Below are 15,601 nucleotides of genomic sequence, written 5' to 3' on the forward strand. Positions count from 1 at the left end.
CCCCCCCCCCCCCCCCCCCCCCCCCCCCCCCCCCCCCCCCCCCCCCCCCCCCCCCCCCCCCCCCCCCCCCCCCCCCCCCCCCCCCCCCCCCCCCCCCCCCCCCCCCCCCCCCCCCCACGACTGTGCGCCGACCCGACCCCGGCACGAGCTCTTCGTGCTGTGCCCACCCTCGGTGGGCAGAGCACGACTGTGCGCGGGTGACCGGTCCGGCCGCGGCTGCACCACTTCCCGGCGACCCGGCGTTGGCGCAGGATGACGGTGCCCGCGGCGGCGTCGCCGACCACCCGCACGGGGAGGCGCGATGGCCACGCTCCTGGACAGCCGGCAGCTGACCGGTGCCGACCGCCGGCCGGCCGCCGTGGTGGCGCGCCTGCAGGCGGGGATGACCTCCCGAGTGCACCTGCACGACCCCGATGCGCCGCTGGTGGTCCGGCTGGACGCCTGGGAGCTGGGTGGGCTGACCGTCACCCGGGCCGCCCTCACCGGCGCGCTCTCACTGGGGCACCGCCGGTCGCGACGCGGGGACGATCGACCGCCGGTGGTGTCCCTCTACGTGCAGGAGAGCGGGAACGCTCGTCACGAGCAGGCAGACCTCCTCCGCCGCGTGACGCCCGGGGCGTTCACCGCCGCGGACCTCACGGTGCCCTACACCTTCGACTGGGAGGGGCGTCACTGCACCGGCCGCGCCCTGCACGTGCCACTGAGCCGGCTGGCCCTGCCAGCCGACGTCGTCCGTCGGGCGGTCCCCCGCCTGCCGGCCAGCCCGCTCCACGACCTGGTGCGCGAGCACGTCACCCGGGTCACCCGGGACGCCCAACGCCTCTCCCAGGACCCGCAGGCGGCTGCGGTGGCGACCGCCACCGTGGAGCTCGCCCGGGCGTTGCTCGCCTCGGCCGCAGGTGCCGACCAGCCCGGGCCGGCGACCGACGAGGTGCAGTTGAGGAACGTCCGGTCCTGGGTGCTCCGGCACCTCGCCGACCCGGAGCTGGGACCGGGGACGGTAGCGGCCGCCCACACGATGTCGGTTCGGCAGCTCTACCGCCTGTGCTCGGCCGGCGGCTTCAGCCTGGAGCAGTGGGTCATCGACCAGCGGCTCGAAGGGGCTCGTCGCGAGCTGGCCGACCAGCGGAGCCGGGCGATCGCCGCCGTCGCCCGGTCCTGGGGCTTCAGCGACCCCTCGCACTTCAGCCGCCGGTTCCGTGCCCGCTTCGGCATGAGCCCGCGGGAGTGGCGGCGGGTGTCGGCCGGCGCCCGCCACCCCGGCCCGCGGGCCGGTGCCGACAGCCCGGTCTAGGGATCCCGCGGGTCACCGCGGCGCGGTATCCGGCACGAACGCCAGCGCTCCGGTCGAACGTATGTTCGACGACATGAGAGCATCGTCGGGTGGCTGGGGGCATGCACCGGGGGCGGCAGGGTGTCGGTTCCCTGGCCGACCGCGCCGCCCGCTCGGGCGTCGCTGCGCCGCCACCTCCACCACCCCCGGCCACCGCCCCGCCGCTGTCGACAGCCGATGCCCGCCGGCCGGCCGGACAGGGGCACGGACGGCACTGCTGGGTGCACGACCCGCCCGATGCGCCGGGCACCTGGCCGGGCCTGCTGGTCGAGTGGCGGCAGCGGGAAGACAGCTGGCACGGCCGGGTCGCCTACACCGTCGCCGGCGAGCACGGTCCGCTGCTGGTGGAGGCCTGGCTCCCCGCCGAGCAGCTGAAGCCGGGCTGACGCCCGCGAGGGCGGACCCGGCTCCACCGGTCCGGTTTGCAGCCCGGGTCCCGCGGGATACCCACTCCCCGAGCGGTCCGGACCAGCCGGACGCAGGAGAGCGGAGGACGAGGATGACCAGCCCCAACGACGAGCCGACGCTCGACGACGTGATGACCCCCACCGAGCCGGCCCCGCGGGACCGCAGCGAGCACGCCAAGGACCCGCACCTGTCCGACGAGGCGATGGAGCACCGCACCGAGCTGGAGCGCCAGGCGGTCGGCTCCGACGACGCCGACCCCGCCGGCGCGTACGAGCACAACGCCACCGAGTGAGGCCCTGACCCCCGGGGGCTGACCCCGGGGCCACCGGCCCCGGGGTCAGCTCCCGCCCAGGGAGCGGGTGCGGCCCAGCGCCAGGCTCAGCGCCAGCGCCACCAGGGTGCAGCAGCCGGCCAGCAGCGCCACCGGCGGCCAGCCGCCGTCCTGCCAGGCCCGCCCGGCGAGGGTGCCGCCCACCGATGAGCCGACGTAGTACCAGAACGAGTACAGCGAGGCCGCCTGCCCGACCGGTCGGCCTCCGCGCTGAGCGCGCGCCGCGACCCAGCCGCTGGCCACGCCGTGGGCGGCGAAGAAGCCGGTGGTCAGCACGCAGAGCCCGAGCACGACGCACCACAGCGGCGTCGGGGCGGTGAGCGCGATGCCCGCCCCCATGACCGCCACGGCCCCCGGCACCACCACCCGCCGTCCGTGCCGGTCGGCGAGCCAGCCGGCCACCGGCGAGCTGGCCGAGCCGAGCAGGTAGGCGAGGAACACCAGGCCGGCGATCGCCGGGGACAGCGAGTACGGCGCCGACTCCAGCCGGAAGGTGCCGGCGTTGTAGACGGCGACGAAGCCGCCCATCAGCAGCGCCGCCACCCCGTAGAGCGCCAGCAGCGCCGGGTCGGTGAACGCCGCGGTGAGCTGCCGGACCAGCCGGCCCTCCCGGGCCAGCGGGACGAAGCGCCGGGCCGGGGGCAGCAGCAGCCGGACGGCGACCGCGCACCCCACCGCCAGCACGGCGACGCCCGCCAGCGCCGCCCGCCAGCCGCCGAGCTCGGTGAGCAGGCCGGTGAGCAGCCGGCCGGAGAGCCCGCCGATCGCGGTACCGCTGACGTAGAGCCCGATCGCCCGGCCGCTGACCGAGGTGTGCAGCTCCTCCCGCAGGTAGGCGACGGCGACGGCGGGCAGCCCCGCGAGGGCGAACCCCTGCAGGCCGCGCAGCACCAGCAGCACCCACCAGGCCGGTGCGAACACGGTGAGCACCGCGAGCACGGCCGTGGCGGCCAGGCAGGCGTGCAGCACCGGGGTCCGCCCACGCCGGTCGGAGACGGGCCCGAGCACCAGCAGCCCCACCGCCAGCGCCCCGGTGCTGACCGAGATCGCCAGGGTCGAGGCGGCCGGGGAGACCCCGAGGGCACGGGTGAGCTCGGGCAGCATGGCCTGCGGCGCGTACAGGGTGGCGAAGACCGCGAGGCCGGCCAGGAAGACCGCGGCGGCGGCGCGGCGGAAGCCCGGCTCACCGACCCGGTGGCCGGCCCACTGCTCGCCCGCTGCCGTCACGGTGCCGAGCCTGCCGGTGCGAGCGGGGGCACCGCGTGCCGGGTCAGCCGGCCCGCTCGGCCACCAGCTCGTCCACCAGGTCGTCCAGGGCCGCGCGGGCCACCTCGGCGTCGTCGAAGCGCACCGGGTCACCGTCGTCGGTCATGGTCGTCTCGTGCCCCCGGCCGACGACCAGCACGACGTCGGCCCGCCCGGCGGCCTGCACGGCCGCGGTGATCGCCTCGCCGCGGTCCAGCACGGTCCGCACCACGGCGGCCCCGCCCAGGAGGCCCACCCGCAGCTCGTCGACGATCGCCTGCGGCCGCTCGCCGTGGCTGCCCTCGTTGGTCAGCCAGACCGCGTCGGCCGCCCGCGCCGCGACGCCGAGCCCCTGCCGCTTGTACCGGTCCCGGCGACCACGGGCGCCGAGCACCAGGTGCACCCGGCCGCCGGGGCCGCTCAGCCCGCGGGCGGTCCGCAGTGCGGCGGCCAACGCCCCCGGCGTGTGCGCGTAGTCCACGACGACCAGCGGCCCCTCGGCTCCGCGCAGCAGCGTGTTGCGCCCGGCGGGCGGCGCGGTGCCGGCGATCCCGGCGGCGACCGTCCCGGGGTCCAGCCCCAGGGAACGGCCGGTCGCCCAGGCCGCGGCGATGTTCCCGACGTGCACCTGGCCGACCAGCGGCGAGCGCACCCGGTGCAGGCCACCGTCGTCGGCGACCAGCAGCGCGGTGCCCGCTGCCCCGGTCCGCCACCGCAGCACCCGGACGTCGGCGGGCACCTCCGCGGTGGTCGCGACGCGGGTCACCGGCACCTCGGTCTGGTCGGCCAGCCGCCGACCCCACGGGTCGTCGACGACCACGACCGCGCTGTCGGCGCGCTCCGGGCGGAACAGCAGCGCCTTGCTGGCCCAGTACTGCTCGAGGGTGCCGTGGTGGTCGAGGTGGTCCTCCTCGAAGCCGGTGAAGACCGCGACCTCCACGTGCACGCCGTCGACCCGGCCGACGTCCAGCGCGATCGAGGACGCCTCGACCACCGCGCTGGTGGCGCCCTCGTCGCGCATCCAGCGCAGCAGCGCGTGCAGCTCGGGCGCCTCCGGTGTGGTCAGCCGGGTGTTGCGCCGCTCGCTGCCGACCCGCGCACCCAGGGTGGTGACGACGCCGGCGCACTCCCCGGCGGCGCCCAGCACCCCGCGCACCAGGGTGCTCGTCGTCGTCTTGCCGTTGCTGCCGGTGACCCCGACCAGCCGGAGCTCGTCGGCCGGGTCGCCGGCCAGCAGGGCACCCAGCGGGCCGAGCAGCGGGCGCACCGCGGGCACCACCAGCTGGGGCAGGTCGACCGGGACCGGGTGGTCGACGAGCAGGGCCGCGGCTCCGGCGTCCCGGACCGCGCCCGCGAACCGGTGACCGTCGCTTCGGCCCCCGCGGACGCAGGCGAACAGCGCGCCCGGGGTGACGGCCCGGGAGTCGGTCACCAGCCCGCACAGCGGCAGGTCGTCGCGGCCGCCCTCGCGGCGCACCGGCCCCGCGGTCAGGCCGCTCGCGCGGTGTTCGACGGCGGACCAGGGGACCACGGGGAGCGGCACGCCCCGAACGCTAAGCGGAACCCGCTGGTCCGGCAGTGTGGGACCGGGTGGGCCACCACCGACCGGACTCGGACGGCGCCGCACCGCCACGCCTGGTTGGCTCGCCGGGTGCCCTCCGCCGCACCTCGCCTCGCACCTTCCGACGTCGGCGCCTGGCTGCTGAAGAGCAGCCACCCGGCCGACGCCGTCGCCCCCGACTGGGCACCGGGTGGCTCGGTGACCGTCGACCGGTGCGTGCGCCGGTCCTACCGGCTGGCCCTGCTGCGCCCCGGGCAGCCGTGCGTGCTGTGGATCAGCGGCCGGCACCGGCCGGGCGTGCACGCGCTGGGCGCGATCGCCGCCGCCCCGGAGGAGGACCCGGAGCGCGGGCCGGTCGTCCGGGTGCGGTGGCGGCGGCTGGCCGAGCCGGTGGACCGGGCCGAACTGGTCGCCGACCGTGCCTTCGCCGCCGCCGAGGTCGTGCGGATGCCGGCCGGGAGCAACCCGTCGTGGCTGTCGACCGGCCAGTACGCCGCCCTCCTGGCCCGGGTCGAGCCCGGCGACCGGCCGGCCTGAGGGGTCAGGCGCAGCAGGAGCAGCCGTCGTCGGCGCCGGCCGGCCTGACGAGCGCGGGGCCGCAGCAGGCGTCCCCCTGCCAGGCCTCCCGCCCCTCGTGCACCGCGACGGCCGCGATCACCAGCGCCGCCAGCGGATCGGCCCACCACCAACCCAGCGTGCTGTTGAGCAGCAGCCCGGCCAGCAGCACCGCGGAGAGGTAGGTGCACAGCAGGGTCTGGCGGGAGTCGGCCACCGCCGCCACCGAGCCCAGCGCCCGCCCGGCGCGCCGCTGCGCGAAGGAGAGCAGCGGCATCACCGCCAGGCTGAGCACGGCCAGCACCAGCCCGACCGTCGAGTGACGCGGCTCGGCCCCGCCCAGGAGCAGCCGCAGGGCCTCTGCGGTGACCACGGCGGCCAGCGCGAAGAAGGCGACCGCGATGATCCGCAGCGCTACCCGTTCCCGCGCCTCGGGATCCCGGCCGGCGAACTGCCAGGCCACCGCCGCTGCCGAGGCGACCTCGACGACCGAGTCCAGGCCGAAGCCGATCAGCGCGGCGCTGGACGCCCCGACGCCGGCGCTGATCGCCACCACCGCCTCGACCACGTTCCAGCTGATCGTGGCGGCGACCAGCAGCCGCACCCGGCGGACCAGCGCCGCCCGGTCCGCGGCGACGGCGCTCATCGGCCGACCTCCTCGGGAGCGCCGACCAGCGCGGTCAGCAACGCCGTGCCGGCGGGGGTGAGCCGGTACATCGCCAGCTTGCCGTCCCGCCGGGCGTCGGCGAGGCCGGCGGCCCGCAGCCGGCGCAGGTGGTGGGACACCAGGTTCTGCGCCAGCTCGGTGACCCAGGCCAGGTCGCAGACGCACAGCTCACCACCGGCCGCCAGCGCCGCGGCCACCCGCAGGCGCGTCGGGTCGCCCAGCGCCTTCGCCCGTTCCGCGGCCGACGTCGAACGGTCGGTGGTGAGCAGGCGGGCGCGCACCTCCTCGGCGTGCGGCAGGTCCAGGCACAGCAGGTCGCAGGCGTCGTCCACCAGGCTCCCTCCCTCGTCATCCAAACATCTCAACGGATGTGAGGATGACACGACCGGACCGTGGTGCACCACTCACAGGCCGGGCTGGGACCATGCCTTCCCGTGACGGACAGTCGGTACCGCTGGGGCGGGGTGGCCTGGGTGCTCACCCTGCAGTTCTTCGTCGTCGAGGCGATCGCCGCCGCCCGGTACGGCGGCTACTCCTACTCCCGGGACGTGATCAGCGACCTGGGCGCCGGCGACTCCCCCGCCCGGCTGCTGATGAACGGCTCCTTCGTGCTGCAGGGCCTGCTGATCACCGCCGGCGCCCTGCTCCTCGGCCCTGGCCTCGCCGGGCTCGGCGGCCGGCTGGCCCGGGTGCTGCTCACCGTCGCCGGCCTGGGCGTGCTGCTCGTGGGGCTCTTCCCCGCCGACTCGGTGACAGCGGCGCACGAGGTCGCGGCAGCAGCCCACTTCCTGGGCGGCGGGATCGGCCTCATCGCCCTGGCCTACGGCGTGCGCCCCCGGTCCGAGGCACTGGGCACGACGCTGGCGGTCCTGGGCCTGGTCGGCGTCATCGGCACGATCTTCTTCGGCGCCGCGGTCTTCCTCTTCCTCGGCGAGGGCGGGATGGAGCGGGTCGCGGCCTACGTGGTCCCGATCGGGCTCACCGTCGGCGGGATCGCCCTGTGGCGACAGAAGGACGGCTGGTGGCAGCTCACCAACCCCGACGGCTCGCCGTCGCGCCGGCAGCTGCGGGAGGACGCGCGGCTGGAGCGCGCGCGTCGGGCGGCCGAGCGGGACGCCGCCCTGGAGGCGGCGGCCCAGCCGGGCCCCCAGCCGTCCACGACCCCGTCCTCCACGACCCAGCAGGCCGCGACCCAGCCACCCGCGACGACGACCGGTGCGACCGCCGCCGGGCCGGCCGACGACGAGCCCGACGACTTCGATCCCGAGGACCCCTGGGCGCCGCGCCGCTGACCCGCGTCAGCGGCGGGCCGCCCCGACTGCCGGCCCGGGCTCAGCGACAGCCGGGGCGGAGCCGGTAGAGCGAGGCGTCGTCCGCGCCCGCCACGAGGTCGGCGTACTCGGCCAGGGCCGGGCTCCACGCCTCCCGGTGGTCGACGTACAGCCACTCGACGCCCTCCCCCCGCAGGACCTCGCAGTCCTGCGGGTTCGGGGCGGCGATGAAGCCGTCGTTGGCGCGGAGCAGCTCGGGGTCCCAGTAGGGCTCGCGGTTGTCGTTCCCCGCCGAGGTCCAGGTGTAGTCGTAGGACCAGCCCTCCACGAACACCCGCCGCTCGGCGAAGGCGGCGACGGCGAACCACCGCGCGTCACAGGTGCCGTCGGCGACGCGGCCCCCGATGCAGTGCTTGTTGGTGGCGACCAGGTCATCGGGGTCCGACCGCTCCCTCAGCTCGGTCAGCACCGCGAGCTGCCCGTCGCTGAGGGAGCCGGACGTCGGGGCAGCGACGGGGAACGCCGCCGGGTAGACCGAGCGTGGCAGGCCCCACGGCTGCATCGCGAGCACGAGGACCGGGAGGACCAGCAGGACCGTCCGCGCCCATCCGTTCCGGCGTGCCAGGACGAGGGCGACGACCCCCACGGTGACGGCCGTGGCCCCTGCGGCCAGGGCCACGCGCTCCAGCCAGGGGGTGGGCGGCAGCCAGGTCGGCGGCTGGACGACCGCCTGCACCGCCGCGGCCGCCACCAGGAAGGCGACCACCACGAGGGGGCCGAGGAACCGCACTGCGACCGCCGCGAGGACGGCGAGCCCGACGACCAGCGCGGGCCACCCTGCATGGAAGAAGTAGCGCTGGGAGTAGGCGGGGTGGCCGAAGACGGCCATCCCGAGGATGCCTGCCAGCGCCGCACCGACCAGCACCGGGACGGCGAAGCGCGAGGCGGGCAGCACCCGGCCGATCAGGGCGGTGCACGCGGTCATGGCGATGAGGACGGCGAGGGAGGCCGACACCGCCACCAGGATGGCCGTCGGGCTGAGGAACCTGACCGGGGGGAACAGTTGCAACGGGTCCACACCGAAGCTCCCCGACGACCTCGTGACGCCCAAGGTGGCGGCGACCACGCCGACGACCATCACGGCGAACGCCGCCGAGGTGAGAGCGCGCCGTGACGGGACCCGGAGCGAGGCCAGCCAGGCCAGGCCGATGGCGCCCAGCAGCGGCAGCACCGCACCACCACGTCCACCGGCGGCGGCGAAGGTCATCACCAGGAGGATGAGGAGGGTGGCCGCGCTGCGCCGACGGCGGTCGGGGGCGGCGGCGTCCCGCAGCATGACGACGAGGACGACGAGCACGGCCAGGACCAGGGCGTTGGTCGAGTCGCGGTTGACGAGCACCCACTGGGGCGTCAGCTGGAACGCCTCGGTGCCGGAGAACACCGGCCCCCGCGCCACCGTGAACAGCACCGGCGCGAGGACGGCCGCGAGCCGACTGCGGCTGACCACCCAGGCGCAAGCGGCGAGCGCGACTGGGACCACCAGCGCGAGCAGGCCCGGCCCCACGACGAGCACGAGCTCGGCGGCCGTCGCACCGGTCACGTTGCCCAGCAGCCCCAGGGTGCCGAAGAAGAGCCAGGAGTACCCGATCGGGACATCGGGGATCCAGGGGTAGACTGCGGGCGCCCGGTCCAGCGCCTCGCTGGTGAGGGCGATGTGCCAGGGGATGTCGACGTAGAACTGCCGAAGCGGCCCGTCACCGGTGGCGGGACCGTAGTAGCCGGCGAGAGCACGGGAGCCGAGGACCCAGGCGATCGCCACCCCCCACGCCGACGGCCCGACGCGTAGCACCCACCCCAGCCGCCTCTCCCGCGGCTGCACGGGCGACCACCCACGCCGTGCCGCGGGGTGGAACCAGGCCACGACCGGGAGCGCCACCACGAGCCACCGGAACGCGAACCAGTCGACCACCCCCGACAGCCACACAGCGATGCCCGCGGTCGCCAGTCCCAGCACCGCGCTGATCACGAGCCTCACGACGGGGCCGGTACGCGGGACCGCCAGTGCGACCAGTCCGCCGTTGAGCAACGCCAGCCCCACGAGCGCGGCGAGAGCCCGCAGCGCCGGCGTCCACCCCACGACCCCGGCGACGACCGAGAGCAGTGCGAACAGGCCGCCGGCAGCCGCCACGACCCCCAGGACGGCGATGACGAGACCACCCCTGCCTCCGGAGCGGTCCCCGCGGGCCGTCGGGGCGGTGCCGCCGACCTCCGCGGATGCACCCTGGATCGGGGTCCGGTCAGGCCGGACCGGTGTCGTCACGGGGTCCGGGAGCCGGCGCACCCGACCGGTCCGGGGATCGAGGGAGGCCGGCGACCGCGACCCCGTAGGGGCACCCAGCGAGGGGGGTTCGGAACTCACTCGTACGTCCTGACGGGCCGGCGGTCGGAGGGCGCGATGCTAGCCACCGGCGACGCTGCTGCGGCGGCTCGACACGACCCCGGACCCCATCAGCGACAGCAAGCCTCAGCACCCTCAGGAGTGACAGCCGCCAGCGTGGCCAGGGCCTTGACCGGGCCGGCGAGGGCCTCGCAGCAGAGCGCGTAGACGTTGCTGCGGCCCTTCGGCGTGATCGTGACCAGCCCCTGCTCGCGCAGCGGCGCCAGGTGGTGGCTGACCAGCGTCTGGCTCATCCCGGTGGCGTCGGTCAGCTCCCGGACGGTGCGCGGGCCCTCGGCGAGCAGCAGCAGCAGGTGCAGCCGGTTCGGGTCGCCCAGCGCCTTCAGCTGCGGCGCGAGCAGCCGGGCGCGGTCGGCGGGCGAGGTCTGCTCGTCGACGTCGAGGAGGCGCACGTCCAGGTCCTGCGGCATGCCCGCGAGTGTGCCACATCGGCGTTGTTATCAACAGTATTCGCTGTTAACGTGCCTCGACGTTAGGACATCGACGAGCGAGGACGTGACGCACAGATGAGCGCACACACCACGGACGACCTGCCGGTCGTGGTCATCGGCGCCGGGCCCGTGGGCCTGGCCGCCGCCGCACACCTGCTCGAGCGGGGCCTGGAGCCGCTGGTGCTCGAGGCCGGGGACCGGGTGGGCGCCGCGGTGCGCGCCTGGGGGCACGTCCGGCTGTTCTCCCCGTGGGAGTACGACGTCGACGCCGCCGCCGTCCGGCTGCTCGAGCCGACCGGCTGGGAGTCCCCCGACCGCGCCGAGCTGCCGACCGGCGCCGAGCTGGTCGAGCGCTACCTGGCCCCGCTGGCCGCCACCCCGCAGCTGGCCGGCCGGATCCGCACCGGCGCCCGGGCGGTCGCGGTGAGCCGGGTCGGGGTGGACAAGACGCGCACCGTCGGCCGGGAGAGCCGGGCGTACCTCGTGCGGGTCGTCGCGGACGGGCAGGTCCAGGACCTGACCGCGCGGGCCGTCATCGACGCCTCGGGCACCTGGGGTCAGCCCAACCCGCTGGGCGCCGCCGGCCTGCCGGCGGTCGGCGAGGAGCAGGCCGGCGACTGGCTGGTCGGCCCGCTGCCCGACGTGCTGGGCACCGACCGGCCCCGGTTCGCCGGCAAGCACACCCTGGTGGTCGGCATGGGCCACTCCGCGGCCAACACCCTCCTGGCCCTGGTGGAGCTGCAGCGCAGCGAGCCCGGCACCCGGATCAGCTGGGCCATCCGCGGCCGCTCCCCCGCCCGGCTGTACGGCGGCGGCGACGCCGACGGCCTGCCGGCCCGCGGCCTGCTGGGGTCGACGCTGAAGGCCGCTGTCCAGGCCGGCCACGTCGAGCTGCACCGCGAGGTCACGCTGACCGGCCTGGCCCCCGCCGGCGACGGCCGGCTCCGGGTGACCGGCACCGGCCGGGACGGTGCCCCGGTCGACCTCCAGGTCGACGCGCTGGCCGCCGCCACTGGCTTCCGCCCCGACCTGGATCTGCTGCGCGAGGTCCGCCTGTCGCTGGACCCGGCCGTGGAGGCACCGGCCCGGCTGGCGCCGCTGATCGACCCGAACTTCCACTCCTGCGGCACGGTGCCCCCGCACGGGCACCGCGACCTCGCGCACCCCGACGAGGGCTTCTACCTGGTGGGCATGAAGTCCTACGGCCGTGCGCCGACGTTCCTGCTGGCCACCGGCTACGAGCAGGTGCGCTCGGTCGCCGCCGCGCTGGCCGGCGACACCGAGGCCGCCGACGCCGTGCAGCTCCACCTGCCCGCCACCGGGGTGTGCGGCACCGACCTGGGCGCCCGGGAGGCCGGCGAGACCGCCGGCGCCGGCTTCGCCACCGGCAGCGCGCACGGGTGGTCGGCGGAGGAGGCAGAGCCGGCGAGCTGCTGCGGTCCGGCTCCGCAGCCGGTGACCATCAGGGCCTCCGCCTCGGACACCTGACCGGCCGGCAGGTGGGGCGGCTCCTGGCAGGCTGTCCGCCGTGACGGTCACCCGCTCCCTGCTGTTGTTCCTGCTGGCCGCGGTCGCCGAGATCGGTGGGGCGTGGCTGGTCTGGCAAGGGGTGCGCGAGCACCGCGGCTGGCTGTGGATCGGGGCCGGGGTGCTCGCGCTGGGCGCCTACGGGTTCGTCGCGACCCTGCAGCCCGACGCGAACTTCGGCCGGATCCTCGCCGCCTACGGCGGGGTGTTCGTCGCGGGCAGCCTGGCCTGGGGCATGGTCGTCGACGGCTTCCGGCCCGACCGCTACGACGTCCTCGGTGCGCTCGTCTGCCTGGTCGGCGTCGCCGTCATCATGTACGCCCCACGGGCGGGGTGACCCCGGCCCGGCACACTCACCGCCCGGTCGGCACCGCGAGCTCGCCGGCCAGGACGCGCACCCGCGCGGCGATGTCGTCGCGGACCAGGCGCATCCGGGCCATCCCCTCGATGCCGCGCTCGGACGGCTCGTCGGTGTCCCAGGTCTCGACCCGGGTGCCCTCCACCGGCTCGACCCGTGCCTCCCGGCCGAGGACGACCACCACGTCGGCGTCCCGCACCAGCTGATCGGTGATCGGCTTCGGCACCTGGTCGGAGATGTCGATGCCCAGCTCGGCCAGCGACCGGGCGGCCTGCTCGTTGACCGCCTCTCCCGGCGCCGTCCCGGCGGAGCGCACCTCGACGGCGTCCCCGGCCAGGTCGGTCATCAGGCCGGCAGCGAGCTGGGACTTGCCGGCGTTGTGCACGCAGACGAACAGGACCGACGGCGCGCCGGTCACGGCGCGACCGACACCTGGAGCTCGGCGAGCAGGCCACGGATGCGCGCCTCGATCTCGTCCCGGATCGGGCGCACGGACTCCACGCCCTTGCCGGCAGGGTCCTCCAGCGCCCAGTCCAGGTAGCGCTTCCCGGGGAAGATCGGGCAGGCGTCGCCGCAGCCCATGGTGATCACCACGTCGGAGGCCTCGACGGCGTCGGTGGTGAGCACCTTGGGTCGCTGGTCGGAGATGTCGATGCCCACCTCGGCCATCGCCGCGACCGCCGAGGGGTTGACCTGGTCGCCGGGCACCGAGCCGGCGGAGCGCACCTCCACGGCGTCGCCGGCGAGGTGGCGCAGCCAGCCGGCGGCCATCTGGGAGCGCCCGGCGTTGTGCACGCAGACGAACAGGACGCTGGGACGGTCACTCACGGGGATCTCCTCGTTCGGGGGGGCTCATTCGGCCAGGGCCGAGGGCAGCGGGTCGATGCTGGTCGGGCGGTGCTCCCGGCTCCACGCCTGGGCAGCCAGCTGCACGGCGTCCCAGGGTGAGCCCAGCGGCGGGGTGTAGGCCAGGTCCAGGTCGGCCAGACCGTCGACGGTCATCGCGGAGAACAGCGCGGTGGCGTAGACGTCGGCGCGCTTGGCGACCTCGCTGCCCAGCCGGCCGACCAGCTGGGCCCCGAGCAGCCGGCCGGTGTCGGCGTCCGCGGTGACCCGGATCGTGATCGGCCGGGCGCCGGGGTAGTACGCCTTGTGGTCGTCGGGGCTGGTCTGGGTGGTCACCGGCCGGAAGCCGGCCGCCAGCGCCTCGTGCTCGAGCAGGCCGGTCCGGGCGGCGACCAGGTCGAAGACCTTGACCACCTGGGTGCCGACGATGCCGGCGAAGCGCGCGTGGCCGCCCACGGCGTTGGCGCCCGCGACCCGGCCCTGCTTGTGCGCGGTGGTGCCCAGCGGCAACCAGGTGACGCCCAGCAGGCGGTGGTGGGTGACCACGCAGTCACCGGCGGCCCACACGTGCGGCAGGCCGGTGGCCATGGTCTCGTCCACGACCACCGCGCCCCCGGCGCCGGTGCTCGCCCCGGCGTCGACCAGCAGCCGCACGTCGGGCCGGACGCCCGCGACGACGACCACCAGGTCGAAGGCACGCTCCGGCCGGCCGGTGGCGGTGACGGCGATCCGGGCGTCGGCGGTGCGGGTCAGCGCCTCGACGGTGGTGCCGGTGAGCACCTCGACACCGTGGGCGGTCATCTCCGCGCGCACCAGGGCGCCCAGCTCGGCGTCGACCGTGGTGAGCACCTCCGCCGGGCGCTGGGCCACGGTGGTGGCGATGCCCCGGGCGACGAGGGCCTCGGCCAGCTCCACGCCGATGTAGCCGGCGCCCACGACGAGCGCGCTGCGCACCGGGCGACCGGCCAGGCTCGCCATCAGGGCGTGCATGTCGCCGATGGTGTGCAGCAGGTGCACGCCGTCGGCCGGCCCGAGCCCACCCTGGCCGACGCCCGCGATCGCCGGGACCGTCGGGACGGCGCCGGTGCCCACGACGAGCTCGTCGTAGGGCAGCAGCTCGGTGGCCCCGGCGGGGTCGGTCACCGCGACGCGCTGCCCGGCCACGTCGATGCCGGTGGCCCGGGTGTCGACCCGGAGGGTCAGCCCGGCGGCCTCGAGGTCGGCGGCGGTGCGGTGCGCCAGCGACTGCCAGGGCTGCACCTCCCCGGAGACGTGGTACGGGATGCCGCAGATCGAGTAGTTGGGGTAGGCGTCGGCGACCACCACGGTGACCTGGGTGGTCGGGTCCAGCTCGCGGGCCCGCAGGCCGGCGGAGATGCCGGCGTCGCTCCCGCCGATGACGACCAGCCGGCGGGTCATGCGCGCAGCTCGGTGCTGGTCATCAGCGGACTCCCTCGGGTGCGGTGGCGGGGACGGTCGGGTCGCCGGGGAACCAGCGCCGGGCGGCCCAGAGCGAGACGTAGACCAGGGCGACCAGCACCGGCACCTCGATCAGCGGGCCGACGACGCCGGCCAGCGCCTGGCCGGAGGTCACTCCGAAGGTGCCGATCGCGACCGCGATCGCCAGCTCGAAGTTGTTGCCGGCGGCGGTGAAGGCCAGCGTCGCGGTCTTCGCGTAGCCCAGCCGCAGCCGCATGCCGAGCAGGAACGAGCCTCCGAACATCAGGACGAAGTAGGCCAGCAGCGGCAGCGCGATGCGGGCGACGTCCCAGGGGTTCGAGGTGATCGCGTCGCCCTGCAGGGCGAAGAGCATGACGATGGTGAACAGCAGGCCGTACAGGGCGACCGGGCCGATCTTCGGCAGGAACCGGCCCTCGTACCAGTCGCGCCCCTTGGCCCGCTCACCGATCGTGCGGGTGAGGAACCCGGCGACCAGCGGGATGCCGAGGAAGACCAGCACCGACACCACGATCGCCCAGAAGCTGAACTCCGCCGACGTGGTCGGCAGCCCCAGCCAGCCGGGCAGCACCTGCAGGTAGAACCAGCCCAGGACGGCGAAGGCGAGGATCTGGAAGACCGAGTTGATCGCCACGAGCACGGCGCCGGCCTCGCGGTCACCGCAGGACAGGTCGTTCCAGATGAGCACCATCGCGATGCAGCGGGCCAGGCCGACGATCACCAGGCCGGTGCGGTACTCGGGCAGGTCGGGCAGCAGCAGCCAGGCCAGCGCGAACATCAGCGCCGGGCCGACCAGCCAGTTCAGCACCAGCGAGGCGCCCAGCAGCTTGCGGTCCCCGGTCACCCGGTCGAGCTCGGTGTACCGGACCTTGGCCAGCACCGGGTACATCATCAGCAGCAGCCCGACGGCGATCGGCAGGCTCACCTCGCCGATCCGGACGGCGTCGAGGGCGTCGTCCAGCCCGGGCACCAGCCGGCCGAGCAGCAGCCCGGCGACCATCGCCACGATGATCCACACCGGGAGGAACCGGTCCAGCGTGGACAGCCGGGCCAGCACCGGGGTCTCGAGGTCGGTGCTGGGACGCGGGTTCTCCGCGACGGTGTCGCTCATCGGGCGGGCACTCCTCCCCGCCGCGGCGCGACGGATCGACG

At 75.9% G+C, this 15,601-nt stretch carries 17 protein-coding genes; 7 read left to right on the top strand and 10 right to left on the bottom strand.

The annotated features are described in order from the left end of the window. Positions 1 to 301 precede the first annotated feature (301 nt). The 3 genes from ACI79Y_RS04605 to ACI79Y_RS04615 all read left to right on the top strand — a co-directional run bounded on the left by ACI79Y_RS04605 (position 302) and on the right by ACI79Y_RS04615 (position 2,033). Positions 302 to 1,294: a helix-turn-helix domain-containing protein gene (locus tag ACI79Y_RS04605; RefSeq protein ID WP_457157343.1), complete on the top strand. Its 993-nt coding sequence runs from the start codon at positions 302 to 304 to the stop codon at positions 1,292 to 1,294. An 89-nt stretch (positions 1,295 to 1,383) separates the two neighbouring features. Further along, complete coding sequence (locus ACI79Y_RS04610; RefSeq protein ID WP_457157344.1) at positions 1,384 to 1,719, top strand: hypothetical protein; 336 nt, start codon at positions 1,384 to 1,386, stop codon at positions 1,717 to 1,719. Positions 1,720 to 1,832: 113 nt separating this feature from the next. Beyond that, positions 1,833 to 2,033: a hypothetical protein gene (locus ACI79Y_RS04615; RefSeq protein WP_457157345.1), complete on the top strand. Its 201-nt coding sequence runs from the start codon at positions 1,833 to 1,835 to the stop codon at positions 2,031 to 2,033. Between the two features lie 45 nt (positions 2,034 to 2,078). Here the strand turns inward: ACI79Y_RS04615 and ACI79Y_RS04620 are convergent, their stop codons facing one another. Continuing rightward, positions 2,079 to 3,299: an MFS transporter gene (locus ACI79Y_RS04620; protein WP_457157346.1), complete on the bottom strand. Its 1,221-nt coding sequence runs from the start codon at positions 3,297 to 3,299 to the stop codon at positions 2,079 to 2,081. 43 nt (positions 3,300 to 3,342) lie between these two features. Next, on the bottom strand, positions 3,343 to 4,860 hold the full coding sequence (locus ACI79Y_RS04625) for a Mur ligase family protein (protein ID WP_457157347.1): 1,518 nt from the start codon (positions 4,858 to 4,860) through the stop codon (positions 3,343 to 3,345). A gap of 108 nt (positions 4,861 to 4,968) precedes the next feature. Here ACI79Y_RS04625 and ACI79Y_RS04630 point away from each other — a divergent pair, with 108 nt between their 5' ends. Next, the gene (locus ACI79Y_RS04630) at positions 4,969 to 5,415 is read left to right on the top strand and encodes a hypothetical protein (RefSeq protein WP_457157348.1); all 447 of its coding nucleotides are present in this window, start codon (positions 4,969 to 4,971) and stop codon (positions 5,413 to 5,415) included. Positions 5,416 to 5,419: 4 nt separating this feature from the next. Here ACI79Y_RS04630 and ACI79Y_RS04635 read toward each other — a convergent pair whose 3' ends face one another. After that, on the bottom strand, positions 5,420 to 6,079 hold the full coding sequence (locus ACI79Y_RS04635; protein ID WP_457157349.1) for a cation transporter: 660 nt from the start codon (positions 6,077 to 6,079) through the stop codon (positions 5,420 to 5,422). Then, on the bottom strand, positions 6,076 to 6,432 hold the full coding sequence (locus ACI79Y_RS04640; RefSeq protein WP_457157350.1) for an ArsR/SmtB family transcription factor: 357 nt from the start codon (positions 6,430 to 6,432) through the stop codon (positions 6,076 to 6,078). Before ACI79Y_RS04640 ends, ACI79Y_RS04635 begins: the two co-directional genes overlap by 4 nt. Before the next feature lie 102 nt (positions 6,433 to 6,534). Between ACI79Y_RS04640 and ACI79Y_RS04645 the strand changes: the two genes are divergently transcribed. Then, positions 6,535 to 7,392: a DUF998 domain-containing protein gene (locus ACI79Y_RS04645; protein WP_457157351.1), complete on the top strand. Its 858-nt coding sequence runs from the start codon at positions 6,535 to 6,537 to the stop codon at positions 7,390 to 7,392. 40 nt (positions 7,393 to 7,432) lie between these two features. On the opposite strand, the gene ACI79Y_RS04650 is transcribed toward ACI79Y_RS04645, so the two are convergent. Then, positions 7,433 to 9,559 (bottom strand): hypothetical protein, encoded by a 2,127-nt coding sequence (locus tag ACI79Y_RS04650; protein ID WP_457157352.1) that lies wholly within the window; start codon positions 9,557 to 9,559, stop codon positions 7,433 to 7,435. A 320-nt stretch (positions 9,560 to 9,879) separates the two neighbouring features. Beyond that, on the bottom strand, positions 9,880 to 10,239 hold the full coding sequence (locus tag ACI79Y_RS04655; RefSeq protein WP_457157353.1) for an ArsR/SmtB family transcription factor: 360 nt from the start codon (positions 10,237 to 10,239) through the stop codon (positions 9,880 to 9,882). 96 nt (positions 10,240 to 10,335) lie between these two features. Between ACI79Y_RS04655 and ACI79Y_RS04660 the strand changes: the two genes are divergently transcribed. Further along, positions 10,336 to 11,748 carry an FAD-dependent oxidoreductase gene (locus ACI79Y_RS04660; protein ID WP_457157354.1) on the top strand — a complete coding sequence of 471 codons (1,413 nt, stop codon included), beginning with the start codon at positions 10,336 to 10,338 and terminating at the stop codon, positions 11,746 to 11,748. Between the two features lie 40 nt (positions 11,749 to 11,788). Further along, entirely contained in the window at positions 11,789 to 12,124 is a 336-nt protein-coding gene (locus tag ACI79Y_RS04665) for a YnfA family protein (protein WP_457085205.1), read from the top strand. A 16-nt stretch (positions 12,125 to 12,140) separates the two neighbouring features. Here ACI79Y_RS04665 and ACI79Y_RS04670 read toward each other — a convergent pair whose 3' ends face one another. From ACI79Y_RS04670 to arsB, 4 genes are read right to left on the bottom strand one after another with little or no spacing between them, the layout of a single operon-like run. Next, complete coding sequence (locus ACI79Y_RS04670) at positions 12,141 to 12,563, bottom strand: arsenate-mycothiol transferase ArsC (protein WP_457157355.1); 423 nt, start codon at positions 12,561 to 12,563, stop codon at positions 12,141 to 12,143. Then, positions 12,560 to 12,973 (bottom strand): arsenate reductase ArsC, encoded by a 414-nt coding sequence (locus tag ACI79Y_RS04675; RefSeq protein ID WP_457157356.1) that lies wholly within the window; start codon positions 12,971 to 12,973, stop codon positions 12,560 to 12,562. Before ACI79Y_RS04675 ends, ACI79Y_RS04670 begins: the two co-directional genes overlap by 4 nt. A 24-nt stretch (positions 12,974 to 12,997) precedes the next feature. Then, complete coding sequence (locus ACI79Y_RS04680) at positions 12,998 to 14,410, bottom strand: FAD-dependent oxidoreductase (RefSeq protein WP_457157357.1); 1,413 nt, start codon at positions 14,408 to 14,410, stop codon at positions 12,998 to 13,000. A 22-nt stretch (positions 14,411 to 14,432) separates the two neighbouring features. Beyond that, positions 14,433 to 15,560, bottom strand: a complete 1,128-nt coding sequence (arsB, locus tag ACI79Y_RS04685) for an ACR3 family arsenite efflux transporter (protein WP_457157358.1) — start codon at positions 15,558 to 15,560, stop codon at positions 14,433 to 14,435. Positions 15,561 to 15,601: the final 41 nt, after the last annotated feature.

The sequence above is a fragment of the Modestobacter sp. SYSU DS0875 genome (assembly GCF_054050915.1).